We start from the raw sequence: 16,532 nt of genomic DNA on the forward strand, positions 1-16,532 counted from the left end.
GTCTTTTTCATCATTGCCCCCGGGGCGCTCAGAACACGGCGTAGCGCACCGTAAACAGGAATCTGTAGTCGTCGTTGGATATTTCGCCGGAAAAGTCGTCGCTGGTCTGTTCGCCCCCGGCAAAGGCCAGGCTGGTTTCCAGGCTCAGCCTGTTACGCCAGCTGTAATCCAGCGCCAGCCCGTAACCCCACAGCGTGGCGCTGCTGGAACTCGCGTTGCCTACAGCGTTGGCCTCGCCGTAGCCGCCTTCCAGGAAGGGGCCGATCTTGAGCGAGTGCCGGGCGCTTTCCAGGCCCAGCCAGGCGGCGGCAATATCCACCTGCCACTGAAGGCTGGCATAGGCCAGCGAGTCAGCGGTGAAATCAGAGGTATCGTAGGCGCGAACACCGTAGGGCCCGCCGAGCGGTGTCTGTTCAAACGAGGGCAATACGTCTTCGCTGTAGCTGCCGGTAAAACGCAGGCCCAGGTGGCTGCGATTGGCATTGATGCCGAGCGGAATCAGCATGGAAGTATCGCTGTTGAGCAGCAGCCGGGTGTAGTCCTTGCCCAGTCGCGGATCGAAGGGCTCCTTGCGCTCGCCGTAAAGCAGCGATGCCTGCCAGCCGGTGATCGCGCGCAGCTGCCGCTGCAGGAAGTCGCCGCTGGCGAGCAGTTCCGCGCCCTGTACTTCCACGGTCTGTTCACTGACCGTCACATTGCCATCCAGCGGCAGCGACACACCGAGTTCGGAGCGTTTCTGGTAACCCTGCAGGCCCATCTCCATATTGACCTCGCGACTGCGCAGCCACTTGAAGTTGTAGCCCGCGAAAGCGCTGGTCACATCACCCACGATCAACACGCTGGTGCCCGTGCGGGAATCGATGGATTCGTAATTGTGGGTGTTCCAGGCGGCGGTCAGTTCGTGCCGGGTGCCAAACACCGGCACCCGGTAGCTGACGAAGCCATAGGTGGAGTTTGAGGGCTCGGTGGATTGCAGTATCCCGAGATTCAGTTCATCGCCCAGCCCCAGCGGGCCGAGCCAGTCGGCCAGCGCCAGGTAGCGCTGCTCGCCGGTGAACTCGGAACCGTAGTTGTCGGCCACCAGGCTGAGCTGGAAGCGCCGCTCGCGCACGTCCAGCACCAGCCGGGTTTCCCCGGCCCGGTCGCCGGGCTCGAACAGCCCGGATTCAATGGTCACCCCCGGCAGGTCATTGACGCTGAAATAGGCCGAGTAGATATCCCGTGTCACCTCCTGGCCAATGTAGGCGCGGAAGGGGTTGAGAATAATCTCCGGCGAATAGTAGAGCTCCTCGGCATTGCGCAGCACCACATCGCCCAGCACCCCGAAAGATACCTTCAGCTCGAGCTCGCCGGTGGCGCGCCGGAACTCCTGCTGCGGTACATAGACGTTGGCCAGAAAGTAGCCCTGCTGGCGATACCAGACCTGCAGGCTGTCGGCAATCTGCTTGAGTTCTTCGAAATTCACACCGAGGGGGCGGCGCACTTTGTCCAGTTGCAGCATCAGCGGAAGCTGCATGTCAGGCTGCAGGTTGCTGCCCCCCACGCTGTCGGTGTACAGCGCACCCAGCGCCTCCACCACACTGAGCAACTCGATGGCCGGGATGCCGCTGGCGCTGTCCGCGGCAAAACCCATGGCCTGGCGGCGGCGTTCCTCCAGCAGGGCGTCCTGGCCGCTGGTATCCAGCGTACTCGCGGCGCTGGTATCACTGTTATCGAGGGCCAGGTGATTCACCCACACGGTCTGGGCATTGGCTTCCAGGGAGCAGGATTCGGGGTCCTCGACCACGTCGATGACAATGGATTCAGGCAGCGCCCGCCGCTCACCTCGCGCAGAGGCCGAGAGACATTCGCCGTTTTCACGCGCCAGTTCGGTGAAGCGCCGGGCGAGGAAGTGGCCGAAGCTGAAACCGATGCTGTCCAGGTACTCGCTGCGGGCGCCGCTGGCCGGCAGCGCCTCGCCCTGCAGATTGAAGTAGATGTTGAACAGCTGGTCGAGCTGGGCGCTGTTCAGCTGCACCCCGCGCAGGGACACCGGGGCGCCGATATCCAGCTCGGGAAACAGCAAAAACAGGTAGTCCGCCAGTGGCGCCAGGGAGGCCTCGCTGAAACGGTGCTCTATCGCCTGCAGTGCCTGGGCGTCGTCATGCGCGCTGTACAGCAACTTATTGACGGCGTCGGCCTGCTCTCCGGCCGCCTGGTCCGCGTACACCTCCAGCGGAATCCGCTGCCCCAGCCACTCGGTCTGGGTCGCCAGGAAGGGCCCGGATGCCGCCGCCCCACTCGACAGGAGTAGGCCGGCAAAGGCCAGGGCCAGCGGTCGTATGACGCGACAGCGACCGGGGCCACACGGCTGCTTTCTGCTCCCGCTCATGGCGTGCCCCGGCGACGGATGCGGTTCACAATGGGGTTGGTGTCCATTTATGGCAGGGTTCTCATCACCCGAAAGCCCGTGACCTCATCGCCATTCGGCACCGCATCCGCCACCGTGGCCAGCGTGCAGTCGTCCATCGGGTCGAGACGCGAACCGCCGACCGCGCGCACGGCGTCGGCATCGCGCACCAGTTCGCGCGCGTTGCCCACATAATTCACCAGCCCCCAGGCGTTGCTCCTGCCGGTATCTGCCGGCAACAGCACCCGCCCCTTCACAATGCCCCGCGAATCCAGGTAGCAGTTGCGGCCGGTATCCAGCTCGGCTTCAACACTGGTGGCAGCACGGCGCCACTGTTCCAGCTCCGGCAACTGGTAGTGAAAGCCGGTGGAGGCGCTGAGCCAGTCCAGGTAGCCCTGCAGTTCGCTCAGCGAGCGCCCGGTGACCGGCAGCAGGGGATCGGCCGCGGAAGCGCTGCAATCGCCGGTGGCCTCGCAGTACTGGTTGAACTCCCCGACGGTAATCTCGTACTTGCCGATGGCGTAGGCGCCCTGCGCCCCGGCCCCTGGCACCATCACCAGCACCGGGCCCTTCAGGTCGGAGCCGAACAGCCGGTCCTGGCAGGTGTAGCGCTCACCGCGCCCGGCGAAGGAATCCTTGCAGTTGTTCCAGGGGGTTATCGGCAGCGCGGCCAGTCGCGAAGCGTGCGCCGGGAAGGCCTGCGAGGCCTGGGCGAGTACGCTCTTCGCCGCCGCGGGATCGGAGAAACCGTAAATCTGGATACACTCGCCCAGCTTGTCGACGTAGCCCTGCTGCAGACTCGATACCTGCTCGCCAAAGTCCACCACAAAGCGCTGCCGCTGATTCGCCAGCAGGGCGGCGAGCGCCGGGATATCGTAGCTGAAGGTGCCGCCCCGACCGGTGCGATCGAGGGTATTGGCGCACTTGCCGAGATCGGCGTTTACCGCCTCGTCCGACGCCGTCAGTTCCAACTCCAGAGCCGCCAGACGCTGGGCGCGCTCGGCCTCGGCAGCCTCCCGCGCCAGGGCGGCGTTGGCCGCGCGGTAGGCGGCTTCGGCGTCTTCCAGACCCTGGCGGGTTTCGCGCAGGCGCGGCGCCCCGGGATAGAGTGATTCCGCCTGTGTAATGCTGGAGCGCGCACTGACAAAGCGCTCCTGTTCGTACTCCCTGCGGGCAAATTCGAGATAGCTGTCCGCCACCTGGTGCTGGTAGTTCTCCAGCCAGTTCTGCAGATTGGCGGCGGCCTTGTCGCGCCGGGCCTGCTCCGCCTCGCGCATCGGTTCCAGCACGCTCTGGTCGGTAACTTTCGCATCGACCAGCAGCTGCTCCCAGGGCTGCGCGCTGTAGACCGACGCCAGAATGTCGCGCTGCCGGTCGGTCTGCTGCTGCCAGGCCTCGGTGCCGTCGAAGGCAAAGCGCCGCTGGTCCAGCGCGTTTTTCATTTCTTCCACCCGGGCCTGCAGGCTGCGGAAGTTGCCGTCGAGCTGGGCCTGGACACCCTTGGCGGCTTCCAGTGCTTTGGAACGCTCCGATAGCAGCGCCTCCTGGGCCTGAATCTCGGCCTTGCGCTCCTCCTCGCCCAGCTTGGAGTCGAGGCCCTGCCAGACGCCGACACCCCCGATCACCACCGCGATGGCGGCAGTGGCAGCGAAACCCCAGGCCCAGGGATGGGCCACCGGTGCGAAGCGATCGAGAAAATCATCGATGCTGTCGAAGCGGTCTTCCCGGTGCAGCGCGATGGCCCGCTTCAGGGCCCGCCATTTGCGCAGTGGCAGTTTGGCCGGGCGCACCGGCGTCAGGCCCTTGTTCTTGACCTCGTGGGCCGGCATCTTGTTGTAGGGATGCTTGCCGGTCAGCAGTTGATAGGCAATGCAGCCCAGCGCGTACAGGTCGTCGCGGGCCTCGGGTTCCATGCCGGCGAGCATTTCGAGACTCGCGTAAGCGGGCGTCAGCGCACCGAGCGAACCGGGGTCGAAAATGGTCTTGTCGTCATCCGAGGTGTCGGCTTCGGCGTGGGTCACCGCCCGCGCAATACCGAAATCCAGCACCTTGACCTTGTCGTTGCCGGTCAGGAAGACGTTGCCGGGCTTGAAGTCGGCGTGGATGATGCGGTTGGCGTGGGCGTGGGACAGCGCCGCCCCCATGTCGCGGATGTAGCGCATGACATCGTCGAGGGGGATGCCGCCCGGGTGATTGTCGATGTACTCGGTAAAGGGGTGCCCCTGCAACAACTCCATGGTCATGAAGACCGAGTCGCCATCGCGGTCGAAGTCGAATACCTGGACGATGTTGGGGTGGGCCAGGGTCTGCGATTTGCGCGCTTCCCGCTGCAGCGATACGAAGGCCGCGGGGTGCTCGCGGAAGTCCTCGTTGAGCAGCTTGATCGCCACCCAGGGGTCGCGGTCCCGGGCCTCGACCTTGCGCAGGTCCTGGGCCTTGTACACCGAGCCCATGCCGCCGACGCCCAGCAGTTGCTTGAGCACGAAACGGTCCTTGATCACCGTGTCGCCCCTGGCGCGGATGGCCTTCACATCGAGCAGTTCACTGGAGGCCTTGAGGTGAGTGGGTTCCGCGCTGCTCTTCTTTTTGATCGCGTCCAGTTCGCTGACGCTGACCATTACCGTTTCGCCGCTCTGGACGATGGTTTCATCGCCGGCGCTGTCGGCGTCCGGCACGGGAATCATCACCTGGGTAGCGTCGACGGCGGCCACTGTCTGGTCGTCGCTGTCGGGCAGGATCACCCGGGTGACATCGTCCTCCGCAGGCGGCATGCGCCGGGTCGGGTCGGTACCGGCAGGCGTGTTGGCGGACTCCCCCTGTGGCATGACACGGGTCTTGTCGTCCCCGGCTTCGTCGCGTCTGTTGGTAGTGTCCGGCGGCGCAGCGTCAGATTTTTTTGTCGACATAACAGATGTCTTCTCGCACCAGTAAAGGCGGGACCGCGGCCGTCATGGCTGCAGGCTCGCCCGGTCTCAGGCCTTAGGAAGCATGTTTTTGACGTTCTTTTTTCAGTTTGCGGAGGTTTTCGCTGTAGGCCGCGGAAAACTCCCTCAGGAAAGCTTCATGCACGCTGTCCGCACCGTTGGCGGCAATGGATTCGTACAGGTTGGTATAGTCTTCCCAGAGTTTGCCCTTGCCGGAAAACAGCTTCCCTGCGCCTTTCGCCGCGGGCAATTTCGCTTCCAGCGCACTGGGCTCGAAGCGCGCCACCACCTGCTGATACACCTGCAGGGTGGCCGCCATCATCGCCACCTGGTGGTCGCCGATATCATGGAATGCCTCCACCAGCGCCTGCTCCGGCGGCAGGTAGGCATCGCCCGACTTGGCGAACATGCGTTCGATGGCGTCGTCCGCTGTGGCCGACACCTTGAGGGCATTGTTGTCGGAGCGCTGGATAACGGTGTTATCCATTTTCAGTTGCTGCTTGACCTGCCGGCGGGCCGACAGTACCTCCATCACATTGCCGATGCAGCTGCGCAGCAGCGCGGTCACTTCATCGGGCAGGCTGTGCAGGCGGGACTCGCTCATCCCGTGCAGCCCCAGGCGCAGGGCCAGTTCCACCGCCATGTCGTCATCGGAAACGGCCGTGTGGTGACTCTGGTCAAACGAAATTACATCCGCTGCGGCCGGCTTCGGTGCAGGTGCCTCCGCCGCAGCCACGCCGCCCTCGGACACTTCGAACAGCAGCAGGTATTCCCCCACCCGCAGTTCGGTGACCGCACCCAGTTCAGCCGAGTTACCCACGCCGAGGGGCACCAGGTCCCCGTCGAGAAAGAGGCCATTGGTACTCTGGTCGTAAACCGTATAGCGGCCCTGGCTGAACTCCACCAGGCCGTGGCGGGAGGAAACAAAGCTGAGGGGGTCGGGAAGTACAAGATCGTTGGACTGGGCGCGGCCGAAGGTCAGCCCCCGATCCACAAAGCTGAATCGCTCGCCCACCATCTGGTGGCACCCCGTGGGTGCACGTACGACTTTTATACTTAGCTGCATAATCCCTGTCGGCCCTCCTTTGGTAACAACAGCAGAAGGCGCCTTTTAGTGAGTCCCTTTGGCGACTGATACTACCCCAGCCCCCGTGAAGATAACAGCCAATACCCGGCTTTCACGGCAATGTTTGCCAAAGTGTCCCTATATCGTGAAATGGATCAAAAATGGACGCCCGCATCGGGTTCATTTACCACTACCAGGGCGCCGGATTTCCGTGCACTGAAGACTTGCAGAGCAACGGCGCTTAATTTTTAATAAGCCCACATTAACAATGACTGCCGGCGACACCGGGGGATACCCACCATGAACGACAGTACACAGTGGCCAGACTGCCGCTTCGACTACCGCGGCGCCCGGGTCCTGGTGACCGGCGGCAGCAATGGCATCGGCGCCGGCATTGCCGCCGCCTACCGGGAAGCGGGCGCCGAGGTCACCATCACCGGCACCCGCCCGGACGCCGGCGACTACGAGCAGGACTTCTCCGGCTATCGCTACCTGCCCCTGCAACTCACCGACAACCACAGCATTGACGCCTTGGCCGCGGCTCTGCCGGCACTCGACATCCTGGTCAACAACGCCGGGGGCAATTTCATGCTGGAGGACGAATACCAGCCGGAGGTGTTCGAGAAGTCCATCCAGGTCAACCTGCTCAGCGCCTACCGTCTGGCCCGGGCCTGCCACGGCAAACTCGCCGCCAGCAACCTGCCCGGCGGCGGCGCGGTGATCGGCCTCGCTTCCATGACCTCCTACTTCGGGGTCGAGGTGGTGCCGGGCTACGGCGCCGCCAAGGCCGCCCTGGTGCAGCTGACCAAGACCCTGTCGATGGCCTGGGCAAAGGACAATATCCGCGTCAACGCGGTGGCTGCCGGACTGATCCACAGCAACATGACGGCGGGCTTCCTCGCCCATGAACAGGCCACCGCCCCCTCATTGGCGCGCACTCCCCTGGGCCGTTTCGGCCAGCCGCTGGATATCGCCGGACCGGTGCTTTTTCTCAGCAGCAGCGCCGCGGCCTACATCACCGGCCAGACCCTGCCGGTGGACGGGGGTTTCTCCATTGCCGGCTGAGCAGAAGGTGGCCGGGGGCCAGGGCAGCCGCAGCGCCGCCACCCGCGCCCGCCTGATCGCGGTCGCCGAAAGCCTGTTTGCCGAACGCGGCATCCAGGGCGTTTCCCTCAGCGAGATCAACCGCGCCTCCAAACAGCGCAATTCCAATGCCTGCCAGTACCACTTCGGCAACAAGGATGGCCTGTTACAGGCCATCGTCGACAAGCACGTGCCGGCTATCGCCGCGCGCCGCAACCGCCTGCTGGACGAACTGGAACAGGCCCGGGCCCTGTCGCTGGAAGCGGTAGTGCGGGCCTGGGTGCAGCCGGTGGCGGAAAAACTGGAAGACCCGGACGGCGGCCGCGACTTCATCCGCGTCAACGCCGAACTCACCCCGACCCACACCCTGGCCGTGCTGCGCCCGGACCGCATCGCCCTGCGGGCCGAGGGCGCCGACCGCCTGGCCCGCGCACTGCAGGCCACCCTCGCCCATCTTCCCGCCCCCCTTCGCGAACAGCGCCTGCAGCTCGCCTCCAGCCTGCTGTTCCACGGCCTGGCGGACCACTCCCGGGTGCAGGAAGATCTGCGGCGCAATCAGCGGGAGGGGCAACGGGAAGGTCGGCGGGACAGTGCCCGCCACGACAATGCCCTGTTCACCCACAGCCTGATCGATGCCATCTGCGCCATGCTGGCCAGCGCGCCATCCGCACCCACCTCAACCCGCCTCGCCGACGTTGAGGAAACCGCCACCAACGCCACGGGAACATCCGCATGAGCCAGGACATTCACATCACCGACCTCGCCCATCCCCAACTTAGCGCGGTACAACAGGCCGCCCTCGACTACGGCAACACCGTCCAGGTGGACTTTTCCGAGCGCGGCGTACTGGCGGCAGCGCGCGAGCGCACCGGGCTGGCCGACTTCGGCGCGGACGATTTTCGCGAGCGCCTGAACCTGCTGCTCGACGAGTGGGGCAACGACGACAACATGACCGCCCTGCAGCGCGCCAACCTGTTCGGCTACCTGGTGCGCTACGCCAGCAACCGCCTGCTGATCCAGGATTTCTGGCGGCATCATCCAGAAGCGCTGGAAAAGCCGGTCTGCCGCCCCATCATCGTGGCCGGCCTGCCGCGCTCCGGCACCACCCATCTGTTGAACCTGCTGGCGGCGGATACCCGCTTCCGCTCCCTGCCCCTGTGGGAATCCTACGAACCGCTGCCACTGCCGGGCGAACACGCCAGCGACGATGCCAGCGACCCGCGCTACCAGCGCTGCGAGGCACAGTGGCAGGGCATGCAGCAGACCACCCCGCTGCTGGCCGCCATGCACCCGATGAATCCGGAGCACATTCACGAAGAACTGGAACTGATGGGGCCGGCCTTCGCCTCCTACAACTTCGAGTGGCTGGCCCCCAGCCCGCGCTGGCGCGACCACTACTACGCCAGCGACCAGCGCCCCCACTACGCCTACATGCGCGACGTATTGAAACTACTGCAGTGGCGCCGGGGGCCGGAGCGCTGGGTTCTGAAATGCCCCCAGCACCTGGAGCAGTTGCCGGTCCTGCACGAAACCTTTCCCGACGCCACCATCGTCATCACCCACCGCGACCCGGTGGCGGTGATCCAGTCGGCGGTGACCATGATCGCCTACGGCCAGCGCATGGGCCGCAAGCGCATCGACCTGCCGGCACTGGTGGACTACTGGAGCGACCGTGTGGAACACCTGCTGCGCGCCTGCGTGGCGGATCGCCCGCAACTGCCGGAGGCACAGAGCATCGACGTCCCCTTCCACGAGTTCATGGCCGATGACATGGCCATGGTGGAGCGCATCTACGCCACCGCCGGCACCCCACTGGACGCCCGCGCCCGCGAGCAGATGCAGGCCTTCCTGGCGGATCACCCCCGCGGCAAGGAGGGCCGGGTCATCTATCGCCTGAAGGAAGATTTCGGCGTCGATCCCGCCGCGCTGCGCGAGCGCTTCGCGTTCTACTTCGAGCGTTCTCCGGTACGGGCGGAAGTTTAATTCAGCGCCCGGCCAGCACGGGGTTCACCAGTTTGTGCCCCTGCTCGCTATTGACCGGCGGCGTCCGCTCACCGCTTGTCATCACGGCAGGTGCGCCAGACAATGCCGGCCGCATTCGTGAATCACAGGGCCACCCCATGCGCGCCACATCTCTCACCCGCCTGGCTGCACTGTTTGCCATCCTCAGCCTGCTGGGGGCCTGCAGCGAACACACCCCCGTCGACTACAGCGGTCCCACCGGGGACTGGCCGGTGGTGGGCGGCACGGTCGGCCGCGGGCAGTATTCCGCGCTGGACCAGATCACACCGGACAACATCGACCAATTGGAAGTGGCGTGGACCCACCACTCCGGCGACTTCGCCCGCGCCGCCGACGGCAGCGGCAAAGTCACCGCCTTCGAGGCTTCGCCGCTGGTGGTCGACGACACGCTGTATTACTGCACGCCCTACAACCGCATTTTCGCGCTGGACCCGGAGACCGGGGAGGAGCGCTGGGTCTACGATGCCCAGATCGACTCCACCGGCGTGCAGTCCCACATCTGCCGCGGCGTCACCTACTGGGAAGACCCAGAGGCGCCAGCCGGTGCCCCCTGCGCCCGGCGCATTTTCATGTCCACGGTGGACAGCCGCATGGTCGGCGTCGATGCCGGGACCGGCCGCGCCTGTGAAGACTTTGGTTCCGGCGGCGCCATCGACCTGATGGTCGGGATGGAGGACTTCCGCCAGAGCGGGGTGTACCCCACCTCGCCGCCCCTGGCCATCGGCGATGTACTGGTGACCGGCGCCCTGGTGATCGACAACCGCAGCAGCAGGGAGGCCCCGGGCGTGGTGCGCGGTTTCGATGCCCGCAGCGGCGAACTGCGCTGGGCCTTCGACCCGGTGCCACCATCCATGACGCCGGTCACCGCCGAGGATGTGAAGAATGGCGCCTCCTTTACCCCGTCTACCCCCAACGCCTGGTCGCTGATCACCGGCGACAGCGAGCGCGGCATTGTGTACGTCCCCATGGGTAACCCGGCCAACGACTTCTACGGCGGCGAGGTGCGCAGGGACCTCGACTACTACGGCTCCTCGCTGGTGGCGCTGGACGCCGCCAGCGGCGCGGTGAAATGGCACTTCCAGACCGTGCACCACGACCTCTGGGACTACGACCTGGCCGCCCAGCCGGTGCCCTTCACCCAGCAGACCGCCAGCGGACCGGTGCCCGGAGTGATGGTGGCCACCAAGACCGGCTTTATCTTCCTGTTGAACGGCGAGACCGGCGAACCCCTGTTTCCGGTGGAGGAGCGCCCGGTGGCCCAGACCGATGTACCGGGGGAGTACTCCTCACCCACCCAGCCTTTCCCCACCAAACCGGCGCCCCTGCTGCCGGACCTCAGCGAGGACGACCTGTGGGGCATGCTCAGCTTCTACGATGAAAAGGCCTGTCGCGAGCAGTTCGCCAAACTGCGCTACGAGGGCGTATTCACCCCGCCCTCAATCGAGGGCAGCCTGCAGTTTCCGGGTTTTGTCGGCGGTGTGAACTGGGGCGGCGTATCCATCGACCCGGTCAATAACCGTGCGGTGGTGAGCTTCCACCGCTTTCCCTTCATGCTGAAAATGGTGGAACGCGAGCCGGACCAGCACTACGCCTATAACATGGAGGGCGCTCCCTATGCCATGCAGCCGACCCTGTTCGGCTCGCCCCTGGGCGCCCCCTGCATCGAGCCGCCCTGGAGCTACCTGGCGGCGGTGGACCTGAACACCGGCGAGCACCTCTGGCAAACCCCCTTCGGCACCCTGGAAAACCTGGCGCCGCTGGGGCAGTTCTTCCCCTGGGGCGGCATGGCCCTGGGCGGCAACCTGCAGACTGCCGGCGGCCTGGTGTTTATCGCCGCCACCATGGACACCCGGTTCCGCGCCTTCGACCTGGGCAGCGGCGAGGAAGTGTGGAGCACCGGCCTGCCCTACTCCGGCCACGCCATGCCCATGACCTACCGCCTGCGCCCGGACAGCAAGCAGTTCGTGGTCATCGCCGCTGGCGGCAAGGGCCTGTTCGAGATGATGGGCTCCAAAACCGGCGACGCCCTGGTCGCTTTCTCCCTGCCCGACTAAGGGGCCGGCGTGGAGCTATGACGGGAACTTCGAAGAGCTTCAGCGGGAACTTCGAGGAGCCTCAGCGGGAACTTCGAAGAGCCTCAGCGGGAACTTCGAGTAGTATCGCCGGTCGGACTGTGTTCTACTGAATGAGAATTGCTTGCATTTGCAGGCGCCTACAATCTACCGCGAGGTCACCATGCGTTTTTCCCGTTCGGCCCTGTGCCGCGCGGCGGCTTTTTTCGCCGCTACCCTGATTGCTCCCGCCAGCCTGGCCGCCGAGGTCGTGAATGTTTACTCCGCCCGCCAGGAAGCCCTGATCAAACCCATCCTCGAACGCTTCACCGAAGAGAGCGGCATCAAGGTCAACCTCATTACCGGCGATGGCGACGCCCTGCTCACCCGCCTGCGCAGCGAGGGCCGCAACAGCCCCGCCGACCTGCTGCTGACCGTTGATGCGGGCCGCCTGTACCGGGCACGGGAAGCCGGTGTGCTGCAGCCGCTGCACTCGGACTTCCTGAAAAAAGTGGTCCCCGCCCACCTGCGCGACAACGAGGACTACTGGTACGGCCTGTCGGTGCGGGCGCGGGTGATCGCCTACGCCAAAGACCGCATCGACCCCGCCGAACTCAGCACCTACGAGGACCTCACCGACCCGAAATGGCGCGGCCGCCTGTGTGTCCGCTCCTCCAGCAACATCTATAACCAGTCGCTGGTGGCCGGCATGATCGCCACCGAGGGCGCCGACGCCGCCGGCGCATGGGCCAAAGGCGTGGTCGCCAACTTCGCCCGCCCGCCCCAGGGCGGCGACCGCGACCAGATCAAGGCGGTTGGCGCCGGCCAGTGCGACCTGGCCCTGGTCAACAGCTACTACTATGGCGCCATGCTGCAGTCCGGCGGTGAGGAAGAGGCAGCGGCCGCCAATGTCGCCCTGTTCTTCCCCAACCAGGACGGCCGCGGCACCCACGTGAATGTCAGCGGCGCGGGCATCACCACGGCCGCCACCCATGTGGAACAGGCCAAGGCGCTGATCGAGTTCCTGGCTGGCGAGGAAGCCCAGCACTGGTACGCGGAAACCAACAACGAGTACCCGGTGCGCGAGGACATCGAACCCAGCGCACGCCTCAGTTCCTGGGGCGAATTCAAAGCCGATTCAGTTGACGTGACCGAGCTCGGGCGCTTGAATGCGCAGGCAGTCATGATCATGGATCGGGCCAATTGGAAATAGGCAGCCCCTCAAACCCTCCCACGCCAAGTCACCAACGACGCGCCAGCCCCGGCTGGCGCGCTGGCATGTTGTTGGCCACCGCGGTGATCGCGGTGCCGGTGCTGGTGATCGCCGCCAGCCTGTTCAGCGGCTTCAGCCCGGTCTGGGAGCACCTGCTGCAAACCGTGCTGCAGGATTACATTGTCAACTCGCTGCTGCTGATGCTCGGCGTCGGCGCCGGCACCCTGGTGCTCGGCGTCACCGGCGCCTGGCTAACCGCCATGTGCGACTTCCCCGGCCGGCGCTTTTTCAACTGGGCGCTGCTGCTGCCAATGGCTATCCCCGCCTACATCATCGCCTATACCTACACCGGCATGCTGGACTACGCCGGCCCGGTGCAGAGTGCCCTGCGCGAGACCTTTGGCTGGAACTACGGCGACTACTACTTCCCCGCCATCCGCTCCCTCGGCGGCGCGGTATGCATGCTGTCGCTGGTGCTCTACCCCTACGTCTACCTGCTGGTGCGGGTTGCCTTCCGCGAACAGAGTACCGCCGTACTGGAAGCCAGCCGCAGCCTTGGAAAAGGCCCCTGGCAGACGCTGTTCCAGGTCGCCCTGCCGATGGCACGCCCGGCCCTGGTGGCCGGCATCAGCCTGGCGCTGATGGAAACCCTGGCGGACTACGGCACGGTGGCCTACTTTGGCGTGAGTGCCTTTACCACCGGTATCTTCCGCACCTGGTACGGCCTGGGGGAGCTGCAGACCGCCGCCCAGCTCGCCGCCTTCCTGCTGCTGTTCGTGTTCAGCCTGTTTTTGCTGGAGCAGCTGTCCCGCCGGCGCCTGCGCTTCCACCACAATTCCGCCCGCCAGCAACCCCGGCGCATCCCGCTGCGCGGCTGGCGCGGGCTGCTGGCCTGCGCCGTGGCCAGCCTGATCCTGGCGGCGGGCTTTGTGCTGCCGGCCCTGCAACTGGGCAGCTGGGCCATCGAGCGCTGGGCCGAGACGGACCTCGCCCTGTTCTGGCAACTGATTCGCTCCAGCTTCAGCCTGGCCGCCATGGCGGCCATCGCCTGCCTGCTGATCGCCCTGCTGCTGGGTTACGGCAAACGCCTGCACCCCGGGCAGGTAGAACAGCAGGCCACGCGTATCGCCGCCATGGGCTACGCGGTGCCGGGCACGGTAATCGCGGTGGGGGTGCTGATTCCCTTCGCCTGGCTGGACAACCGCATCGACGATTTCGCGCGCTCCCACTTCGACTACTCCACCGGCCTGCTACTGTCGGGCACCGTCGCCGCCCTGGTCTTCGCCTATGTGGTGCGTTTCCTGTCGGTATCGCTGCAGAGCGTGGAATCCGGGCTGGCGCGCATCCGGCCCAGCATCGACGAGTCGGCGCGCTCCCTCGGCCTGAAGCCGCTGGCGGTACTGCGCCGGGTACACCTGCCGATGCTGCGCGGCTCCCTCGCCACGGCACTGCTGCTGGTCTTCGTGGATGTCCTCAAGGAACTGCCCACGACCCTCATCCTGCGGCCCTTCAATTTCAACACCCTGGCGGTGCGCGCCCACGAGCTGGCCTCGGACGAGCGCCTGGCCGACGCCGCCCTGCCCGCCCTCGCCATTGTGGCGATCGGCCTGCTGCCGGTGATCCTGATGAACCGCACCGCCGGCAGCGCTGAACCCCCACCGCGAACCCACGAGCAGAACAGCCCATGAGCAGCCAACTGGCATTGGAAAAGGTCGCCGTCCGCTACGGCAGTTTCACCGCGGTCAGCGGCGTTTCACTGTCCCTGGAAGCCGGGGAAATCGGCTGCCTGCTGGGCCCTTCCGGCTGCGGCAAAACCACTCTGCTGCGCGCCATTGCCGGCTTCGAGCCGGTGTCCGAAGGGCACATCAACCTGCGCGGCCACACCATCAGCCAGCCCGGCGGCCTGCTGCCACCGGAGCAGCGCCGGGTGGGCATGGTGTTTCAGGACTTCGCCCTCTTCCCCCACCTCTCGGTGCGCCGCAATATCGGCTTTGGCCTGTCGGCGCTGGGGGCCGGCGAACGACAGGCGCGGGTGCAGGAAATGCTGGAACTGGTGGCGCTGGCCGACTACGCCGACGCCTATCCCCACGAGCTGTCAGGCGGCCAGCAGCAGCGTGTCGCCCTGGCCCGCGCGCTGGCGCCGGCGCCGGAAATCCTGCTGCTGGACGAACCCTTTTCCAGCCTCGACAGCGAGCTGCGCGAACAACTGGCGGGCGAGGTGCGGGAGTTGCTCAAGCGCAACGGCGTCACCGCCATCCTGGTCACCCACGACCAGCACGAGGCCTTCGCCATGGCCGACCGCATCGCCCTGCTGCGCAGCGGCCGGGTGGCGCAACTGGACACGCCCTACAACCTCTACCACAACCCGGCCAGCGAATTTGTGGCCGAGTTCATCGGCCAGGGGAATATTGTATCGGTGACGGTGAACGAGGCCGGTGAACTGAACGACGGCCTGGGCAGGCTCGACATGGGGCATCGCCACTGGCGCGCCGGCGAGCAACTGCGGCTACTGGTACGCCCCGACGACATCGAGTTCGACGAACTCAGCCAGTTGAGCCTGGCGGTATGCGGCAAGTCCTTCCGCGGCGCCCACTATCTCTACGACCTGCAACTGCCCGACGGCCAGCACGCCCCCTGCCTGGCGCCGAGCCATGTCGACGTGGCCGTCGGCGGCCACCTGCCGGTGCGCTTCAACCTGCAGCACGTGGTGGTGTTTGACGCCGCGGAAAACGCGGCTACTTGAGCGGCAGGTCCATCCAGGTCCAGGCCATGCCGTCGGGCTCCTTGCCGGCCCTGAATACCGCGACCTGCTCCAGGTCGTGCGCCTCGCGCACGGAGATCACGTCCGCCTGGGTGTGGGCGACAAAGATCATTTCGTAATCCCGGGACACCAGCAGTCCAACCGGAATGGAACCGCTGACGCCCTCCCCGGCGAGGATGGAGTCGGCGTTTTCCGGCACCGGGATGTCAAAGTCGATACGGCGGCTCACCTCGCGGCTCTCGCTGTCGATCACCACCATGGCATCGTCCATGGCCAGGGTGGCAAATACCCGCCCGCGGGAGTCGTCGGCCGCCACCCGAATGGGAAAGCCGCCCACCTCGATCTCCGCCAGTTTGCGCAGGGGCCGCACCGAGAAGACCGAAATCGTCCCCGCCTCGCGGTTGCTCACCCACACCTCGCTGCCCTTGTTCACCAGGGCAATGCCCTCGCTGCCGGCGCCGGAAGCGGCCACGCCGCTCAGCTCGCCGCTGTCCAGTGCCAGCTCGCTGACCGAGCCGGAGCCGATACTGGCCACCCAGGCGCCGCTGCCATCGCGCGAGGCCGCCAGCATGTGGGCGACATCCTGGTCCACCGCGATGCTGTCGCGCACCTCCAGTTCGTTCATATCCACCAGCAGCACACTGCGATTGCCCTCGGTGGTCACCACCGCGGTATCCGCCTTCATCCAGGCGATGCCGTGGGGCCGGGCGCCGGCGGGCAGTTCGATGGTCGCCACCGGCCGCAACTGGGCGAGGTCAATCAGGGTCAGGGTGTTGCCGGGCCGCTGCGCGTTACCGTAGTTGCTGACCAGCGCCCGCAGGCCCTCCGGCGACACCGCGATTTCGTGGGGCCCCTCGCCCACCGGCAGGGTAACTATGCGCTCAAAGCCAGGGGTGCGCAGCAGGGTGACCGAGCCCTCCGCCTTGTTGGCCACCAGCAGGGTCCCGGCGTGCGCTGCGGGCAGCAGGCTCAGGCCGAGCAGCAGAATCAGTAATCGACGCATGACAATCCTCGTAAAACAGC

General features: G+C 65.9%; 11 protein-coding genes. 7 read left to right on the top strand and 4 right to left on the bottom strand.

Features of this window, described 5'->3' with window-relative positions:
* Positions 1-28 precede the first annotated feature (28 nt).
* The 3 genes from FVW59_RS06015 to tagH all read right to left on the bottom strand — a co-directional run bounded on the left by FVW59_RS06015 (position 29) and on the right by tagH (position 6,379).
* The gene (locus FVW59_RS06015) at positions 29-2,371 is read right to left on the bottom strand and encodes a ShlB/FhaC/HecB family hemolysin secretion/activation protein (RefSeq protein ID WP_148063322.1); all 2,343 of its coding nucleotides are present in this window, start codon (positions 2,369-2,371) and stop codon (positions 29-31) included.
* Between the two features lie 47 nt (positions 2,372-2,418).
* A complete protein-coding gene (locus FVW59_RS06020; protein WP_148063323.1) occupies positions 2,419-5,295 on the bottom strand; it encodes a protein kinase domain-containing protein in 2,877 nt (958 codons plus the stop codon).
* Positions 5,296-5,368: 73 nt separating this feature from the next.
* Positions 5,369-6,379 (bottom strand): type VI secretion system-associated FHA domain protein TagH, encoded by a 1,011-nt coding sequence (tagH, locus tag FVW59_RS06025; RefSeq protein ID WP_148063324.1) that lies wholly within the window; start codon positions 6,377-6,379, stop codon positions 5,369-5,371.
* Between the two features lie 300 nt (positions 6,380-6,679).
* On the opposite strand from tagH, the gene FVW59_RS06030 reads away from it, so the two are divergent.
* From FVW59_RS06030 to FVW59_RS06060, 7 genes are all read left to right on the top strand, one after another.
* Entirely contained in the window at positions 6,680-7,444 is a 765-nt protein-coding gene (locus tag FVW59_RS06030; RefSeq protein WP_148063325.1) for an SDR family NAD(P)-dependent oxidoreductase, read from the top strand.
* Positions 7,434-8,198, top strand: coding sequence for a TetR/AcrR family transcriptional regulator (locus tag FVW59_RS06035; protein WP_187275787.1), 765 nt, complete (start codon positions 7,434-7,436; stop codon positions 8,196-8,198). The genes FVW59_RS06030 and FVW59_RS06035 overlap by 11 nt, the downstream gene beginning before the upstream one ends.
* The gene (locus FVW59_RS06040) at positions 8,195-9,445 is read left to right on the top strand and encodes a sulfotransferase family protein (RefSeq protein WP_148063327.1); all 1,251 of its coding nucleotides are present in this window, start codon (positions 8,195-8,197) and stop codon (positions 9,443-9,445) included. The genes FVW59_RS06035 and FVW59_RS06040 overlap by 4 nt, the downstream gene beginning before the upstream one ends.
* 137 nt (positions 9,446-9,582) lie before the next feature.
* Complete coding sequence (locus FVW59_RS06045) at positions 9,583-11,538, top strand: pyrroloquinoline quinone-dependent dehydrogenase (RefSeq protein WP_148063328.1); 1,956 nt, start codon at positions 9,583-9,585, stop codon at positions 11,536-11,538.
* A gap of 181 nt (positions 11,539-11,719) precedes the next feature.
* On the top strand, positions 11,720-12,748 hold the full coding sequence (locus FVW59_RS06050; protein WP_148063329.1) for a Fe(3+) ABC transporter substrate-binding protein: 1,029 nt from the start codon (positions 11,720-11,722) through the stop codon (positions 12,746-12,748).
* A 65-nt stretch (positions 12,749-12,813) separates the two neighbouring features.
* Positions 12,814-14,436, top strand: coding sequence for an ABC transporter permease (locus FVW59_RS06055; protein ID WP_148063330.1), 1,623 nt, complete (start codon positions 12,814-12,816; stop codon positions 14,434-14,436).
* Positions 14,433-15,491 (top strand): ABC transporter ATP-binding protein, encoded by a 1,059-nt coding sequence (locus tag FVW59_RS06060; RefSeq protein WP_148063331.1) that lies wholly within the window; start codon positions 14,433-14,435, stop codon positions 15,489-15,491. Before FVW59_RS06055 ends, FVW59_RS06060 begins: the two co-directional genes overlap by 4 nt.
* On the opposite strand, the gene FVW59_RS06065 is transcribed toward FVW59_RS06060, so the two are convergent.
* Positions 15,484-16,512, bottom strand: a complete 1,029-nt coding sequence (locus tag FVW59_RS06065) for a YncE family protein (RefSeq protein ID WP_148063332.1) — start codon at positions 16,510-16,512, stop codon at positions 15,484-15,486. The genes FVW59_RS06060 and FVW59_RS06065 overlap by 8 nt on opposite strands.
* Positions 16,513-16,532 lie beyond the last annotated feature (20 nt).

The sequence above is a fragment of the Parahaliea aestuarii genome (assembly GCF_008064635.1).
Taxonomy (GTDB): Bacteria; Pseudomonadota; Gammaproteobacteria; order Pseudomonadales; family Halieaceae; genus Parahaliea; species Parahaliea aestuarii.

Coding starts and splice junctions, on each gene's coding strand:
- FVW59_RS06045 (WP_148063328.1), top strand. CDS start 9,583: ATGCGCGCCACATCTCTCACCCGCCTGGCTGCACTGTTTGCCATCCTC.
- FVW59_RS06050 (WP_148063329.1), top strand. CDS start 11,720: ATGCGTTTTTCCCGTTCGGCCCTGTGCCGCGCGGCGGCTTTTTTCGCC.
- FVW59_RS06015 (WP_148063322.1), bottom strand. CDS start 2,371: ATGAGCGGGAGCAGAAAGCAGCCGTGTGGCCCCGGTCGCTGTCGCGTC.
- tagH (WP_148063324.1), bottom strand. CDS start 6,379: ATGCAGCTAAGTATAAAAGTCGTACGTGCACCCACGGGGTGCCACCAG.
- FVW59_RS06040 (WP_148063327.1), top strand. CDS start 8,195: ATGAGCCAGGACATTCACATCACCGACCTCGCCCATCCCCAACTTAGC.
- FVW59_RS06060 (WP_148063331.1), top strand. CDS start 14,433: ATGAGCAGCCAACTGGCATTGGAAAAGGTCGCCGTCCGCTACGGCAGT.
- FVW59_RS06065 (WP_148063332.1), bottom strand. CDS start 16,512: ATGCGTCGATTACTGATTCTGCTGCTCGGCCTGAGCCTGCTGCCCGCA.
- FVW59_RS06020 (WP_148063323.1), bottom strand. CDS start 5,295: ATGTCGACAAAAAAATCTGACGCTGCGCCGCCGGACACTACCAACAGA.
- FVW59_RS06055 (WP_148063330.1), top strand. CDS start 12,814: ATGTTGTTGGCCACCGCGGTGATCGCGGTGCCGGTGCTGGTGATCGCC.
- FVW59_RS06030 (WP_148063325.1), top strand. CDS start 6,680: ATGAACGACAGTACACAGTGGCCAGACTGCCGCTTCGACTACCGCGGC.